12 protein-coding genes and 1 tRNA gene are annotated in these 15,352 nt (G+C 65.7%); 5 read left to right on the top strand and 8 right to left on the bottom strand.

Annotation, left to right across the window (positions count from 1 at the left end; all coding sequences use genetic code 11):
- The first annotated feature begins 114 nt into the window (after nt 1–114).
- Together DM818_RS07395 and DM818_RS07400 are read left to right on the top strand one after the other, a co-directional pair.
- Entirely contained in the window at nt 115–1,941 is a 1,827-nt protein-coding gene (locus tag DM818_RS07395) for an SLC13 family permease (protein WP_153952696.1), read from the top strand.
- A 49-nt stretch (nt 1,942–1,990) separates the two neighbouring features.
- A tRNA-Pro gene (locus tag DM818_RS07400) sits at nt 1,991–2,063 on the top strand.
- A 30-nt stretch (nt 2,064–2,093) separates the two neighbouring features.
- Here the strand turns inward: DM818_RS07400 and DM818_RS07405 are convergent.
- A complete protein-coding gene (locus tag DM818_RS07405; protein ID WP_153952513.1) occupies nt 2,094–2,855 on the bottom strand; it encodes a hypothetical protein in 762 nt (253 codons plus the stop codon).
- An 89-nt stretch (nt 2,856–2,944) separates the two neighbouring features.
- Between DM818_RS07405 and DM818_RS07410 the strand changes: the two genes are divergently transcribed.
- The gene (locus DM818_RS07410) at nt 2,945–3,109 is read left to right on the top strand and encodes a hypothetical protein (protein ID WP_153952514.1); all 165 of its coding nucleotides are present in this window, start codon (nt 2,945–2,947) and stop codon (nt 3,107–3,109) included.
- Here DM818_RS07410 and DM818_RS07415 read toward each other — a convergent pair whose 3' ends face one another.
- Nucleotides 3,110–3,544 (bottom strand): universal stress protein, encoded by a 435-nt coding sequence (locus DM818_RS07415; RefSeq protein ID WP_075937365.1) that lies wholly within the window; start codon nt 3,542–3,544, stop codon nt 3,110–3,112.
- 24 nt (nt 3,545–3,568) lie between these two features.
- Nucleotides 3,569–4,690 (bottom strand): sulfite exporter TauE/SafE family protein, encoded by a 1,122-nt coding sequence (locus tag DM818_RS07420; protein WP_075937364.1) that lies wholly within the window; start codon nt 4,688–4,690, stop codon nt 3,569–3,571.
- A gap of 387 nt (nt 4,691–5,077) precedes the next feature.
- Between DM818_RS07420 and DM818_RS07425 the strand changes: the two genes are divergently transcribed.
- Both DM818_RS07425 and DM818_RS07430 read left to right on the top strand, forming a co-directional pair.
- On the top strand, nt 5,078–10,141 hold the full coding sequence (locus DM818_RS07425; protein ID WP_075937363.1) for an LAGLIDADG family homing endonuclease: 5,064 nt from the start codon (nt 5,078–5,080) through the stop codon (nt 10,139–10,141).
- The gene (locus tag DM818_RS07430) at nt 10,141–10,410 is read left to right on the top strand and encodes a DUF7854 family protein (RefSeq protein WP_075937362.1); all 270 of its coding nucleotides are present in this window, start codon (nt 10,141–10,143) and stop codon (nt 10,408–10,410) included. The genes DM818_RS07425 and DM818_RS07430 overlap by 1 nt, the downstream gene beginning before the upstream one ends.
- A 1-nt stretch (nt 10,411) precedes the next feature.
- Here the strand turns inward: DM818_RS07430 and DM818_RS07435 are convergent, their stop codons facing one another.
- From DM818_RS07435 to DM818_RS07455, 5 genes are read right to left on the bottom strand one after another with little or no spacing between them, the layout of a single operon-like run.
- Complete coding sequence (locus tag DM818_RS07435) at nt 10,412–11,332, bottom strand: metallophosphoesterase family protein (protein WP_075937361.1); 921 nt, start codon at nt 11,330–11,332, stop codon at nt 10,412–10,414.
- Nucleotides 11,329–12,336 carry an ABC transporter ATP-binding protein gene (locus DM818_RS07440; protein WP_123124518.1) on the bottom strand — a complete coding sequence of 336 codons (1,008 nt, stop codon included), beginning with the start codon at nt 12,334–12,336 and terminating at the stop codon, nt 11,329–11,331. The genes DM818_RS07435 and DM818_RS07440 overlap by 4 nt, the downstream gene beginning before the upstream one ends.
- Nucleotides 12,333–13,205 (bottom strand): ABC transporter permease, encoded by an 873-nt coding sequence (locus DM818_RS07445; RefSeq protein WP_075937359.1) that lies wholly within the window; start codon nt 13,203–13,205, stop codon nt 12,333–12,335. Before DM818_RS07445 ends, DM818_RS07440 begins: the two co-directional genes overlap by 4 nt.
- On the bottom strand, nt 13,202–14,107 hold the full coding sequence (locus DM818_RS07450; protein ID WP_075937358.1) for an ABC transporter permease: 906 nt from the start codon (nt 14,105–14,107) through the stop codon (nt 13,202–13,204). The genes DM818_RS07445 and DM818_RS07450 overlap by 4 nt, the downstream gene beginning before the upstream one ends.
- A complete protein-coding gene (locus DM818_RS07455) occupies nt 14,107–15,270 on the bottom strand; it encodes an extracellular solute-binding protein (RefSeq protein WP_153952515.1) in 1,164 nt (387 codons plus the stop codon). The genes DM818_RS07450 and DM818_RS07455 overlap by 1 nt, the downstream gene beginning before the upstream one ends.
- Nucleotides 15,271–15,352: the final 82 nt, after the last annotated feature.

Here is a 15,352-nt window from a genome sequence, read left to right on the forward strand (position 1 = left end):
GCCTACACCAGTCGGGGAGCGAGAAAACTGTACCGCCGGGCTCGCCGTAGACGGGCGACTTTTCCGGCCCCGCCGTGAGTATCCGGCGTGGCACTTCCACCGATAACGCCGGAGATGGGGTTCGTCTTCGCGCTCATCCTCTTTGCGCTGGTCGCGTTCGCGACCGAGCCGGTCCCCATCGACATCACGGCGCTGTCGGTACTCGTCGCGCTCCTGCTCGCGGAACCGGTGTCGCTCGCGCTCGTCGACGCCGGCCTGCTTGACGCGCAGTTGCGCGTCATCGACACCGCGGAGGGGCTGTCCGGCTTCGCGTCCTCCGCGACGATTACCGTCCTCGCGATGTTCATCCTCTCTGCGGGCGTCCAGAAGACCGGCGTCGTCCAACTGCTCGGGGCGAAGCTGGCCGACCTGACCGGCGGCTCCGAGTCCAAGCAGCTGAGTGCGATTATCGGCACCGTGACGCCGCTGTCGGGGCTCATCAACAACACCGCCGCCGTCGCCATCCTCCTCCCGATGGTGACCGACCTCGCCCACGAGGGTGGAAACTCTCCGTCGAAGCTGCTGCTTCCGCTGTCGTACGCCTCGATGTTCGGCGGAACCCTCACGCTCATCGGCACCTCGACGAACGTGCTCGCGTCCGAGCTTGCGGTCCCGTATCTGGGCGAGCCGTTCTCGATGTTCGAGTTCACGGCGCTGGGTGTCATCGTCGCCATCGCCGGCACCATCTATCTCATGACGCTCGGCCGGTGGCTCACGCCGGCGCGGATTCCGCCCGAGGACGACCTGACCGCGGAGTTCGAGCTTCGCGACTACCTGACCGAGGCAATCGTCCGGGAGGACTCCCCGCTCGTCGGCGAGCAGATCGGCGAGACGCTGCGGGAGACGGAGTTCGACGTCGACGTGATTCAGCTGATTCGCGGCGACGAGGTGTTCTTAGAGCCGTTCGGCGCGAAGACGATTCAGGCCGGCGACGTGTTCGCGCTCCGAACCGACCGTGACACGCTCGTGGAACTGCTCGACGCCGAGGGGTTGGACCTCGCGGACGTGACCGTCGACGAGGCGGAACTCGAGCTGGCGGAGTCGACACAGAACCTCATCGAGGTCGTCGTCGCCCCCGGCTCGTTTCTCGTCGGCGAGTCGCTCACCTCGGCGAACTTCCGGACGCGGTACAACGCGACCGTCCTCGCCGTGCGACGTGGGGGTGACCTCGTCCGCCGGCGACTCGACAACGTCCGGTTCCGGGTCGGCGACACGCTGCTCGTGCAGGCGACCGGCGACTCAGTCGACCGGCTCGCGAACAACCCCGACTTCATCGTCGCCGGCGAGGTGGAGCGACCGGATTTCCGCGAGTCGAAGATTCCGGTCGCCGTCGCGCTCGTGCTCGGCGTCGTCGCGGTCGCGGCGCTCACGCCGATTCCCATCGTCGTCGCCGCGCTCGCGGGCGCGCTCGGGATGGTGCTCACCGGCTGTCTCGACCCGGGCGAGGTGTACGACGCCGTCCAGTGGGACGTGATTATCCTGCTTGCCGGAGTCATCCCGCTTGGCATCACAATGCAGAACACCGGCGGGGCGGCGTTCATCGCCGAAGGGGTCGTGCTGGCGTCTGCCGGTCTCCCGCCGCTCGCGGTGCTCGGGCTGTTGTATCTCGTCACCGCCACTCTGACGAATATCATCTCGAACAACGCCGCGGTCGTGTTGATGATTCCCGTGGCCGCGACGGTCGCGACGGAGGTCGGCGGCGACGTGTTCGCGTTCATCCTCGCGGTGACGTTCGCGGCCTCGACGGCGTTCATGACGCCCGTCGGCTACCAGACGAACCTGTTCGTCTACGGTCCTGGCGGCTACCGATTCACCGACTATCTGCGCGTCGGCACGCCGCTGCAACTGCTGTTCGCCGTCGTGACGACGCTCGGAATCGCCGGGCTGTACGGCGTCACCTGAACCGGTGAAACGAAACCCTTTCGTCGGTACTCGCGAAGAGACGGGTACAGGGATCGTGGGTTAGCTTGGTATACTCACAGCCTTGGGTGCTGTAGACCCCGGTTCAAATCCGGGCGATCCCACTGAATTTCTCGTGGCGACTGCGACGTGCGCTACTGTTCCTGTTTCGTGATTCGTTCGTAGTGGACCTGCTCGCCGTCGACGACGGCGAGACCGAGGGTCGGCGTCCCCCATCGGAGGTGGTGTTCGGGGACGAGCGGGACGGGAACCGGCTGGTAGCCGCGCTCGCGCATCGCGCCGATGCTGGCGAAGCGCCCGACCTCCTCGTCGCCCTGTAACACGCGAAAGGAGCCGTCGCGGCGGGTGTAGCGGTACGGGAACACGGAGGCGGGACCGGGGTTCGTGAGCGACGCGACGGAGTCGAGGGTGACCGTGGACTGTCGGTTCACGTCGAGCACGAGCGAGGGGTCGTCGTCGCCGGGGGCCTCACGCCACGTGAGCACGCGGTCGGCGCGGGCGCGGGCAGACTCGCCGTAGCGGGCGGTCGGCTGAGTGGCACGGACCGCGGCGTAGCTGCCGTCGGCCAGCTGGATGCGGTCGGGGACCGGGTAGAACTGCCGGAAGCCGTCGCGTTCGTCGGCGACGAACCGGGGAGTCGAGAGGATGTCGCCGACGGTCGTCGCCTCGTCGGCCGAGGTGACGTACAGGGTGGCGCGGTCGCTGCGGGCGGCGTCGGCCGCGCGCTCCACGAGCGTGGTCGGGTCGGAGCCGACCCGCTCGACGGCAACCGGTTCCGCGGCGAAATCAAGCGGCCCGCTCCCGCCGGTCGCGAGTGCGGTCGGCTCGCCGGCGTCATCCGGCCGCTCGACCGTGTGGCCGCAAGCGCGCAGTTCCGTCAACACCTGTTCTAGCACGTCTCGAACCGAGGAAGAGGAGAGCAAAAAGCTACCGCGACGTAAATCTACACAATCTTTATAATCATATGGGTATGGTACATATACACATGAGCCACGGACGCACGCGGCCGGAACAGCCACGGGAGTCGAACCGGGAGGAACGACCGCAACAGGGCGGGCTGCGCGGGCTTGCCGGACGGGTCAAACGGCACATCGTGGAGTGGCCCGATCGGTGCGTGGAGACGCAGATTTCGGCGCTCGACCAGCAGTAGCTACTCGGAGAGCCGGACCGTCAACACCGGAGCTTCGGATTTCCGGACGATGTCCTCCGTCACGCTGCCGATGAGATAGTGGTCCAAGCCGGTACGACCGTGGGTTCCCATCACCACGAGGTCGACGCCGTGGTCACCGACGTACTCCAGAATCGTCGCCTCCGGAACACCCTCTTTCTCGACGCGCTCGATGTCGATGTCGTCGGGGAGTGCGTCGACGGCTGCGTCGATAGCCGCCTCGGCGCTTTCATGTTGTGATTCAACCCACGCGTCTGCGGCGAGTCCGCTGCTCGGACTCTCGAAGCGGTTGCGCGTGTCCGCGACCGCCAGCACGTGGACCGTCGCGCCGTAGGTCACGGCGAGTTCGCCCGCGTGGTCGAGGGCGGCCGTCGCGGCGTCGCTCCCGTCGACGGGCAGCAGGATGGTCTCGTACATATCACTCACCACCTCGGCGGGCCATCAGATGAAACTCCCGGCGGCCATGCCGAACAGCGCGAGCGAGATGACGGCGAACAGCCAGCCGACGCCCGTCTTGATGGTGTCCACTTCGAGTGCGTTCGAGACGTACGGCGCGATTTGCCCGCCGATGACCGTCGCCGGCACCGTGAACACGACCATGTTCCACGGGGTCGCGGCGAGGTCGATGGAGTGACCGCCGGGGACGAGACCGCCGCCGAAGACGTGGACCACCGACGCGAGCACGGCCGTCAGCGCGACGACGATGTGGTTCGTGCCGATGGCGACTCGGACGGGCACCTTCGTCGAGAGCATCGAGACGATGCCGAGTTCGCCGATACCGAAGCCGGCCAGCCCTTGGAAGGTGCCGCCGACCGCGTAGTTGGCGAACCGACGGAGGTAGCCGCCGCGCGTGTACTGGTAATCGTCGCCCGTCTTGTCGACGCGGGTGACGTTCCCCTCGGTGTCGGTCTCGACGCCCGCCGGCCCGAGTTTGCCGGCGTCGTTGGGAAGATTGCTGTCGGCGTCACCGCCGTCTGCGGCGACCGCGTCTTCTTCCTCGTTTTCCGCCTCGCTCCCGTGGCCGAGGTCCGCAGTGAAGAGGAGATACGAGGCCGCGATGAGCGCGATACCGAGCAACAGATGGAAAATCGGCTCGGGGATGATGAACGACAGCAGTGCGCCCCCGACGACGAACGGAACTCCGCCGCCGACGAGCGCGAGCGCGAGCTTTCGGTCGACGAGCCCGTACTGGACGAACGCGACGGCCGACGACGAGAGGCCGAACGACTCACTGATGAGACCGACCTTCACGAGCGTCTCCGGCGTCAGCGAGACGGCTCCCCACGCCGACGGGCTGAGACTCCCCGACGCGAGTATCGGATACACGAAGATGAGAAACGGGACGAACAGCGCCGACCCGGAGATGCCGACCGTGTTGACGACGGTCGCCCCGAGCAGGAAGAAGGGGAACAGCCACCAGTACTCGAGCCAGTAGCCCGCGCCCGACCCAGTGGTCGGCGCGAGCGTGTACACGCCGAGGATGAACAACACCGGTGCGGTCAACACGAAGACGTGTTGATACTTCAGGAACGACTTCTGGACGCTGGCGGCGTCCGGACTCATCGACGCCCCCGGTCGTTGGTAGTACTGCCGGCCGCCAACAGCGGCCCGCGGTCGCTACTTTCTCTACTCTGGGTCTCGAAAGACGGTGGCCCCACGTATACCCCGCCCGTATCCGTGTTTAGAAAAAAATCTTCCCGTTGTGTCTATCTTCGTGGCAGCTTCACACCCGCGGTCCCCGTGACGGTTCGTGGATTTATGTTGCTCTGGCACGGTACCAATACACATGGCACACAAGTACCCGCTGTCCGTCGAGTCCGACGACACCGACGAGCAGCCGGTCGAGCGGGGAGTGCTCGCGCGACTCCGCGCTCGCGTCGGCCGCTGAGACTCGTCGACGCACGCCGGGAGGAACGTTCATACGCGAAGGCGAACAAGGGTCGCTAACTGATGGCCCGCGCAGAGAACGCCGAGATAATCGACCGGTTCGACGAGTTCTACCGGAGCTACTACCGGAACGAAATCGGTGAACTGGCACAGAAGTATCCCAACGAGCAGAAGTCGCTGTACGTCGACTGGAACGACCTCTATCGCTTCGACCCCGACATCGCCGACGACTTCATCGCCCAGCCCCAGCAGATGCGCGAGTACGCCGAGGAGGCGCTGCGGCTGTATGACCTCCCCGTCGACGTGAAACTCGGCTCTGCACACGTCCGGGTCCAGAACCTCTCCGACAAGACCGGGATTCGCGAGATACGCGCCGACCACGTCGGCAACCTCGTCTCCGTGCAGGGTATCGTCCGGAAGGCGACCGACGTGCGCCCGAAGATGCAACAGGCCGCCTTCGAGTGCCAGCGCTGCGGGACGATGACCCGCATTCCCCAATCGGACGGCGACTTCCAGGAACCCCACGAGTGTCAGGGGTGTGAACGACAGGGGCCGTTCCAGATCAACTTCGACCAGTCGGAGTTCATCGACTCTCAGAAGATTCGCGTCCAGGAGTCTCCCGAGGGACTGCGCGGCGGCGAGACCCCCCAGGCTATCGACGTGAACATCGAAGACGACATCACCGGGCGCGTCACCGCCGGCGACCACGTCACCATCTCCGGGATTCTCCGCCTCGAACAGCAGGGGAACCAACAGGAGAAATCCGCCATCTTCGACTTCTACATGGAGGGGATGTCCGTCGCCATCGAGGACGAGCAGTTCGAGGAGATGGATATCTCCGAGGAGGACAAAAAGGAGATTATCGAGCTCTCGAACGACCCCGACATCTACGAGCAGATGGTCGGCTCGATGGCTCCCTCCATCTTCGGCTACCCCGACGAGAAGCTGGCTATCATCCTCCAGCTGTTTTCCGGCGTGAAGAAGTCGCTCCCCGACGGCTCCCGGATCCGTGGGGATTTACACATGCTTCTAATAGGGGATCCTGGTACGGGGAAGTGTGTTTCCGGTGACACTCGTGTCACACTCGGCGACGGCTCGGAGGTCAAGATACGCGAGCTGGTCGAGTCGAATCTCGACGACCCGAAGCCCGTCGACGACGGCGTGTACGATACTGTTGACTTCGCCGTCCCGTCGATGGCGGACGACGGCACGATTCAGCCTCGCCGCGCGAGCAAGGTCTGGAAACGGGAGGCTCCCGACCACCTGTACCGAGTCGAGACACGCACCGGTAGAGAACTCACCATCACGCCCTCACATCCGCTGTTCGTCAGTCGAGACGGCGGGACGAATGCGGTCGTTGCCGACGATATCGACGCGGGCGAGTTCATCGCTGTGCCGCGGTCACTCTCCACGACGGGCGACGACACGCTTGACGTATCCGTCCGTCGCTCTGCGGCGAACAACGCCGTCCGGCTTGACGTTCCCGATGAACTCACACCGTGGCTTGCACGCCTGCTCGGCTTCATCATCGCCGAAGGATACGTCCAACGTCACGACGGCGGCAGCGGAACGACCTACGTCACGAACAACGACCGAGAGATTCTCGACGATGTGACGGCAGGGTTCGAGCGGCTCGGACTGAATCCGACGGAGCGAACGAGCCACGAGGGGAACCAGGCGAACGAAATCGTCTGTTCGTCGAGTGAGTTCGTCAGCTTCCTCGATTCACTGGAGCCGGCGATGCTTGAGGACTCGGGCCACCAGCGGGTCCCCGACTGTCTGTATCGTGCGACGAATCCGACGAAGCGTGGATTCATCCGTGCGGTCGTCGACGCCGAAGGGACCGTCTCACCGAAACAGCGGTCGGTCGTCGTCTCATCGACGAGTCGCGACCTGCTTGACGGGCTCCGCACGCTGCTGCTCGCGTTCGGCATCGAGTCACAGCTTCGCGAGAAGGCCGGCGGAAGCTTCCGCCTCCGTATTTCGGGAGAGGACTTTGAGCGATACTGTGAGGATGTCGGCTTCGTCACCGAGCGCAAGGCGACTGCAGCCGCCGAGGTCGCCGGCAGTGACTCGAACACGAATCGTGACGTGATTCCAAACGTCGGGGACACGCTCCGAACCCTTCGTGAGGGACTCGGGCTGACACAGACAGAGTGTGGGCTTCCGCGAAGTACCTACCAACACTACGAACGCGGCGACCGCAACCCGAGCCGCGAGAGTCTCCGAACTGTCGTTGAGACGTTCACCGAAGCCGCAGACGCGCGAGCGGTCGCCGCCGACGGTGGGCTGGATGTCGAGCGAACGCTCGCGTCGCTTCGCGCGCTCGTCGCCGGCGACATCTCGTGGGACCGGATCAGTCGCATCGAGTCGGTGGAACCGGACGACGAGTGGGTGTACGACCTCGAAATCGAGGGAACACACAACTACCTGACGAACGGCGTCGTCTCACACAACTCTCAGCTACTTCAGTACGTAAAGAAACTAGCGCCCAGAAGTGTCTACACTTCTGGGAAAGGTTCCAGCTCTGCCGGGTTGACGGCGGCGGCCGTGCGCGACGACTTCGGTGAGGGCCAGCAGTGGACGCTCGAGGCCGGCGCGCTCGTGCTCGCCGACCAAGGGATTGCGGCGGTTGACGAATTGGACAAAATGCGGCCCGAAGACCGTTCAGCCATGCACGAAGCGCTCGAACAGCAGTCGTACCACCCGGATACCGAGGTGCTGTTCGCCGACGGTCGTCGTGTCGAAATCGGCGAGTTCGTCGATTCGGAGATGGCGGCACGCTCGGATGAGGTAGTCGATGGCGTCGACTGCGAAATTCTCCCCGTCGACGATACGCGAATCCACTCGGTCGATTTCGAGACGAACGAGGTTCGAAAGGAGCCAATCGACCGCGTGAGCCGCCACGAGGCTCCCGACGAGTTCGTGCGGGTGACGTTCTCGAACGGTCGTGACGTGCTCGTGACGCCGGAGCATCCGATGTTCGCCGACGTTGACGGCGACGTTGGTACCGTTGAGGCGCGCAATATCGAAGAAGGGGCCTTCGTTCCGGCCCCGCGCAAGCTTCCGAACTCGGCTGCTGGCGTCGAACTCGACGAGGAACCGCACCGTGGTACGGAACGCGATGTCTCACTTCCCGACGAGCTGAGCTGTGATCTCGCAGAGATCCTCGGTTTCCTCACCGCAGAGGGACACTCCTACGCCGGCTCTGCCCACGAAATCGGCTTCTCGAATCAGGACGAGCGGCTGTTGGCCCGCATGGACGACCTGATGACCCGCGAGTTCGGCTTCCAGAGCACCGACACGACGAACGACGCGGGAACGGTGACGAAGCGGTGGGTCTCCACGAAGCTGTACCGGTGGTTCGAACAGAACTTCCCCGAGTTCATGCACACTGCCCGGGAGAAGCGGATTCCGGCCCGCGTGCTCGGTGCCTCCGAAGAGCACATCCGTCGGTTCCTCGTCGGCGCGTTCGCCGGTGACGGCGGCGTCGAGAGCGAAGCGATGTCGTTCTCGACGGCCTCCGACGGACTGGCCGAGGATTACGCCGACGCGCTGGCGAAGGTCGGTGTCGCCTCCAGAATCCACCACGACACCGCCGAAGACGCATGGAAAGTGTACGTGATGGGTGACTCGACGGAGCGATTCGTTGATGCGGTCGTAGAGCCGGCAGACGACCGGTACGACGACGCCCGCACGTTCGCCAACCGAAGCGAGGCGACGAGCCGCCACCACGACGTGCTCCCGACGAGTGCTGTCCGCGAACTTCGCGAACTCAGAACGCTCGTGGGACTCGGCAAGACCGGGCAGTTCCGCCCGCACATCGACGAGGGATTCGGCATTCAAATCGAGACCGTCGACACGCAGCTATCGACGGTTCGCGACCGAATCAAAACTGTCCGTGCGGCTGTTGCTGACGCAGACGACCTCGCTTCCGTCCGTGCTGCCGTCGACTGGTCCGGACGCCAACTTGGAGAGCGAATCGACGAGACGACGAGCCGGATTCACTACGCCGAAGACGGCGGCTACGACGTTGAGGTTCGCGAGCAACTGACCGAACGCGCCAGAACTGCCGTGCTGGCGGCGATGGACGAGGCCGAACGCCGCGTTGACGCGCTCGATGCGCGGACGGACATTCGCTACTACCGCGTTACCGACGTTGAGACCGTCCCCAACGAGGGGGAGTACGCGACCGACTGGGTGTACGACGTGACTGTCGAGCCGACAAACACGTTCGTGAGTCAGGGTGTCGCGCTCCACAACTCGATTTCCATCTCGAAGGCCGGCATCAACGCGACGCTGAAGTCGCGATGTTCGCTGCTCGGCGCAGCGAACCCGAAGTACGGTCGATTCGACGAGTACGAACCGATCCCCGAGCAGATCGACCTCGAACCCGCCCTCGTCTCGCGATTCGATCTCATCTTCACGGTGACGGACAAGCCGAACCCGGAGAAGGACCGCGACCTCGCGGACCACATCATCAACACGAACTACGCCGGCGAGCTGTTCACCCACCGCGAGAGCGTGCCGACGTCGAACATCTCCGAGGAGGAAGTCGAGAGCGTCACCGAGGACGTGGAGCCGGAGATCGACGCCGAACTCCTCCGGAAGTATATCGCCTACGCGAAGCGGACCTGTTTCCCGACGATGACGGAGGAGGCGAAAGCCGAGATCCGGGACTTCTACGTCGACCTGCGCTCGAAGGGAGCCAGCGAGGACGCGCCCGTGCCGGTGACCGCCCGGAAGCTGGAGGCGCTCGTCCGGCTGGCCGAGGCGTCCGCCCGCGTCCGGCTGTCGGACACCGTCGAGAAGCGCGACGCCGAGAAGGTGGTCGGTATCGTGCGCGACTCGCTGGAGGCCATCGGCGTCGACCCCGAGACCGGCGAGTTCGACGTGGACATGGTCGAGGCCGGCTCCTCGAAGAGCCAGCGCGACCGCATCAAGAACATCAAGGGCATCATCAACGAACTCGAAGAGGAGTACGAGGACGGCGCGCCAATCGAGGAGGTGTACGAGAAGGCCGACGCCGTCGGGATGGACCGCGACAAGGCGGAACACGAAATCGAGAAGCTCCGGCGACAGGGTGACATCTACGAGCCGACGACCGACCACCTGCGAACGGTCTGATGGACCGCATCTCAACGCTGCGCAACATCGAGGACGCGCTCGCGGCGTTCGAAGACGGGGAGTGTGACCTCGCGGAACTCGAACGCCGCGTCCGGGGAGCCGTACGCACCTACGCGACCGAACTGGAGGGTGACCAGCGAGCCTACCGCGCAACGGGCGAGGAACCGGCCGACGGGCGGGTGGTGCTCGCGCCCTCCGAGGGGGCGGCCCGCGAGCGACTCGCCGACCTGCTTTCCGGCGACCCCGACTTCGAGATGAACGAGGTCTGAGTCACTCGCCGAGCCGGCGGGTCGTCGCGTCGAGAATGCCCTGTGCGAGTGGCTTCCCGGTTCTGGCGTACCAGTAGGCCTCTGCCGTCCCGGCTCTGTCGGCCAGTGGGACGAACCGGACGGTCGTTCCGTCGGCCGCGACGCGCAGCCACACCATCCCCTGTGGAAACGAGCAGGTCGCCGGGGCGAGCAGTTCGGTCACGCCGTCGCGGTCCTCGACTGCGGGGACGTGCTGGTGACCGGTGAGAGCCAGCGGAACTCCAGCCTCCGCGAGCAGGGCACGAACGCGTGTCGCGTCGGTCGCGGCGAAGTTCGACCACGGCTCGCCGCCCGGATGTTCGGGTAACGGACCGAGGTTGTGGTGTGCGACGACGAGCGTCGGCGTTTCCGGTTCGTCGGCGAGCAGGTCGGCGAGCCGGCTCCGCTGTGCCGGACCGACGGCTCCACCCCACGTGTCGCGAGTCGACACGTCTCCCGGTGCTGCGGTGTTGAGACAGACGACGCGAAGCCCACCGACCCGAAGCACTAGGGGGTAGGCGGCGGCGTCCGGCCTGGTCGCGTCGCCGCGGTAACGTCGGGCGAAGTCGGTGACGGGCGGCGTCTCGTGGCCGTCGAAGGACTTCGCCACGTCGTGGTTGCCCGGTATCGCGGTCCACGGCACCGACAGGTCGGCGAGGAGCTCGTCCACGCGGTCGAACTCCGCGGGGTGGCCGTCGTTCGTCAGGTCGCCGGCGAAGACGACGGCGTCGGCCTCATTTGCCGTCTCGATAGCCGTCCGGAGCCGCGGCTCGCTCCGGTGGCGGAGCTTCCACGTTCCGCGTCCCTCGACCGCGAGATGCGGGTCCGCGATGACGGCGAGCGTCACCGGCTCGGCGAGCCGCGGGCGGGCGAGGTCGGCGACGACTGGGCCTCGGTCGGTCACGAGTCGAGCACGTGGACCCGTGATTCATCGAGCGCGAGCGACACCGTGGCTCCGGGTTCCGGAATCTCGTCCAAGCGAAGCTCGACCGACTGTCCGTCGGCCAGCGTCGCGCGTCCGCGGACCGAACCGCCGAGGTACGCGCGGTCGGTGACCGTCGCCTCGAAGTCGTCGCCGTAGACGAACGCTCCCGGCCGGACCGCGGCGGTCGCGGTCGCCGCCGTCGCGGTCGGTGCCGGTATCCGTATCGGGCCGGCGTCGATGTGACCGTCTCGGACCGGCCCCGACAGCAGCGTGGAGGAGCCGATGAAGTCGGCGACGAACTCGTTCGCCGGCTCCTCGTACAGCTCCGTCGGCGTCGCGACCTGTTCTAGCTTCCCGTCCGAGAGCACGGCGATGCGGTCGCACATCTCCATCGCCTCGGCCTGGTCGTGGGTGACGTACAGCGCGGTCACGTCGAGGTCGTCGAGCAGGGCGGAGATTTCGCGTCTGAGCCGGCGTTTCAGCTTCGCGTCCAGCCCGGTCATCGGCTCGTCGAGTAGCAGTATCTCCGGCTCGATGGCGAGCGCGCGGGCGAGTCCGACCCGCTGTTGTTGGCCCCCGGAGAGCGTCGTCGGGTCGCGGTCGCCCAACTCGCCGATACCGAGCATATCGAGCAGGTCGTCGGCGCGCTCGCGCCGCTCCGTCTTCCCGACGCCGGCCATTCTGGGCCCGAAGGCGACGTTCTGGCGGACGGTCATGTTGTCGAACAGGGCGTACGACTGGAAGACGAGCCCGACGTTGCGCTGTTCGGGCGGGACGTGGGTCACGTCGCGGCCGCCGAAGGCGACGGTCCCCTCCGTCGGCGTCTCGAACCCCGCGACCGTTCGAAGGGTGGTGGTCTTCCCACAGCCCGAGGGGCCGACGACGCCGAGGGTCTCCCCCTCCGCGATGTCGAGCGACAGCCCGTTGACGGCGGTGGTCTGGTCGTACTGTTTCCGGACGGAATCGAGTGTGACGTGTGTCATTCGTGTGTCTGTGTGGTGAAGCCGTCGCGGCCGACGACCTGGAGCAGCAGCGTGATGGCCACGACGATACAGAAGAACATCGAGACGGCCGCTGCCGCCCGTGTGAAGGTGCTGTTCGAGATGTGCCGCTGTAAGAACAACGCGAGCGGCTGGGTGCCACGCGACCAGACGATGTACGAGAAGTTGAACTCCGCGGCCGCGAGCGTCCAGCAGATGATGGAGCCGGAGACGATGCCGGCCCGCGCGTTCGGAATAGTGACGAGCAGGAGACTCGCCGGCCACGACGCCCCCAGCGACCGCGCCGACTCCTCCAGTTGCCGGAGGTCCATCGTCTCGAACTCGCTGCGGACGGCCATCACCATGAACGGCGCTTTGAGCAGCGAGTAGCCGATGACGAGACTCACGCTCGTCTGTGAGAGCGTCGGATACGCCCGCAGGAACGCGACGCCGAGAATCAGGCCGGGAACGAGCGGGAGCACCGACAGCGCGTCCACCCATTCCTTGCCTCGGAAGTCGTAGCGCGCGATGGCGTACGCGATTGGGACGCCGACGACGAGATTGATGGCCACGCCGCCGAGCGCGAGCCCGACGCTGAAGATGAGCTCCGAGGGCACCGTGAGCGTGAACGCGCCGAGCGAGACGAGCGTCTCCCACCCCATGCTGCGCTGTGAGCCGATGGAGTCGGTCAAGCCGAGCACGACCCGCCAGTTCTCGAAGCTGATGGGCCCCGAGGGGAACACGCCGGTCCACTCGCTGGCGACGGAGCCGACGAGCGTGAGCACGACCGGGCCGATGAGAAACGCGACCGCCGCGACGAGCACGGCGGTGACGACCGGTCGACCGAAGCGCCGCGACGGGGAGACGCTCACAGCCCCACCTCCGCGCTCGTGTACCGAAGTCCGAGGACGGTAAACAGGAACGTGAAGGCGAAGAAGACGACCGCGAGCGCACCGGCGACGGGGAACGAGCCGCCGGAGAGCTCACGGTCGATCTGGAGCGTCCACACCACCAGCGCCTGGATGACGATGAGCGTCCCGAAGATTGCGAGTGCGGTCCGGAAGGTGAGGATGAACGCACCGGCGATGCCGGCCCGTATCTGGGGAAGCGTCACGTGCCGGAACGTCTCGAACGGGGTCGCGCCGAGCGACTGGGCGGCCTCCTCGGCGGCGGTGTCGAGTTCGGCGTAGCTCCCCCGGAGGATGAGCGTCGCGCGGGGAATCATCGAGTAGAGAAACGCAAAAAAGAGGCCGGGAACGCTCGTCGCGACGGCGAGGTCGATTGCGCTCCGGCCGGACATCGCGGCCACGATGTTCGTGACGACGCCGTTGTTGCCGAACAGGACGAGTATCATGAACGCCGCGACGATGCCCGGGAGGCTGATGGGAAAGGAGACGAGCGTCACCCACAGCCCCGAGGCGGGAAGCTCGTACTTCCGGAGTGCGTGGGCGATGGGAACCGCAATCGCGACCGAGGTGACGGTCGTCGCGGTCGCGAACCACAGGGAGTTGAACGCGACGCCGCGGTAGTAGGGGTCCGTCGCGAGGGTGCGGTAGGCGTCGAGCGTGAAGCCGACCGACTCGTACGGCTGCGTCGAGACGCTCATCCGAATCGCCTCCGTCAGCGGGTAGATGCCGGCGACGAGAAGCAAGAGTGCAAACGGGAGACAGAGCACCGCGATGCGTCGTCGCTCGCGTTGGGCCTCCGTCTGTGCGGTCAGTCCCGACAGCCCGACCGGGAGGCTCGTGTACTGTTCGTCGTCCGAGGTCGCCATCAGATGTTCGCGCCCCGGGTGATATCCTCGATGATGCGGTCCTGCTCGTCGACGAGCCGGCCGTAGTCGACCTGGAACTCGGTTCGCTCGTACTCGGCGGGGTCGATGAACTCGTCGGGTAACTCCAGCTCGTCGGAGCGAATCGGCCGGACGTAGGCGTCGAGGAACTGCTGTTGGCCCTCCAAGGAGAGGACGTAATCCATGAACAGCTTTCCGGCCTCGGGGTTCGGCGCGTCTTCGAGTAGGGCGTAGCCGTACGGCATGTTGAGCGCGCCCTGATTGCCGTTTTCGCCCGCAAGTAGCGCGACGTCGACGTTCTCCTCGGCGATTTCGTCGTTGTTGTATTTCAGGTCCAGCCCGGAGTAGTCGTACCGCAGGAAGGTGGCGTACTCGCCGCTGGAGAACTGCGCGAGGAAGTTGTCGGTGAACTCCGCGCCGCCCTCCTGAATCTGGTTGTAGTAGTCGATGACGGGCTGTACGTCGTCCATGCTCCCGCCGCGGGCGTTGTTAATCGACAGCGCCGTCGCGAGGCCGACCGCCGCCTGTGGCGTCTGGAGCGCGAGGTCCTGCATGATTTCGGGCTGGAGGAGGTCCTCCCACGTGGTCGGCGCGTCGAGACCCCGCTCCTCGTAGATGTCCGAGCGGTAGGTGACGGCGGTCGTCACGCGACGGGTCGCGGTGACGTGGCCGTCGTCGGTCTTGAGCGAGTCCGGAACCTGTTCCCAGCCGGCCGGCTTGTACGCCTGGGTGAACCCCTCGTTGCGGGCGCGCACCCCGTAGGTGTAGCCGCCGTTGTAGCCGGAGTGGTTCATGTTCGCCGCGTTCGCGCGCATGTGTTGGAGCGCTTCGCCCGACGAGCGGTCGTTGTCGTTGACCGCGACCCCGTAGTTGTTCTCGAAGCTCTCCATGATACTGGGCCAGTTCATCCACCCCGACTGGACGCAGTAGAAGTAGAGCATGTCCGGGAACGCAGTCGCCGTCACCTCCGTCTCGTAGTCGCCGTGACCGACAGTGTACGCCTGCTCTGCGTTACTGCTGTCGCTGGCGTTCTCGCCGCTGTCTCCACCGTTGCCGTCCCCAGTGTTTCCCGAGCAGCCGGACAGTCCGGCCGCGAGCGCCGCGCCTGTGCCCTGTAGCAAGCGTCGCCGTGTCTGTCGTGGCATCAGGTGAACGGGCCGAAGAGAGACGCAAAAGCGTGTATAATTGTTCAGTGAAGTGGTCTGTTCACCTCAATAACTAATGGAT

The sequence above is a fragment of the Halosegnis longus genome, from assembly GCF_009663395.1.
GTDB classification, from domain to species: Archaea; Halobacteriota; Halobacteria; order Halobacteriales; family Haloarculaceae; genus Halosegnis; species Halosegnis longus.

What these genes read in the sequence shown, in the direction of transcription:
- DM818_RS07395 (WP_153952696.1), top strand. Translation starts at nt 115, where the DNA reads ATGGGGTTCGTCTTCGCGCTCATCCTCTTTGCGCTGGTCGCGTTCGCG.
- DM818_RS07440 (WP_123124518.1), bottom strand. Translation starts at nt 12,336, where the DNA reads ATGACACACGTCACACTCGATTCCGTCCGGAAACAGTACGACCAGACC.
- DM818_RS07455 (WP_153952515.1), bottom strand. Translation starts at nt 15,270, where the DNA reads ATGCCACGACAGACACGGCGACGCTTGCTACAGGGCACAGGCGCGGCG.
- DM818_RS07415 (WP_075937365.1), bottom strand. Translation starts at nt 3,544, where the DNA reads ATGTACGAGACCATCCTGCTGCCCGTCGACGGGAGCGACGCCGCGACG.
- DM818_RS07450 (WP_075937358.1), bottom strand. Translation starts at nt 14,107, where the DNA reads ATGGCGACCTCGGACGACGAACAGTACACGAGCCTCCCGGTCGGGCTG.
- DM818_RS07420 (WP_075937364.1), bottom strand. Translation starts at nt 4,690, where the DNA reads ATGAGTCCGGACGCCGCCAGCGTCCAGAAGTCGTTCCTGAAGTATCAA.
- DM818_RS07410 (WP_153952514.1), top strand. Translation starts at nt 2,945, where the DNA reads ATGAGCCACGGACGCACGCGGCCGGAACAGCCACGGGAGTCGAACCGG.
- DM818_RS07425 (WP_075937363.1), top strand. Translation starts at nt 5,078, where the DNA reads ATGGCCCGCGCAGAGAACGCCGAGATAATCGACCGGTTCGACGAGTTC.
- DM818_RS07430 (WP_075937362.1), top strand. Translation starts at nt 10,141, where the DNA reads ATGGACCGCATCTCAACGCTGCGCAACATCGAGGACGCGCTCGCGGCG.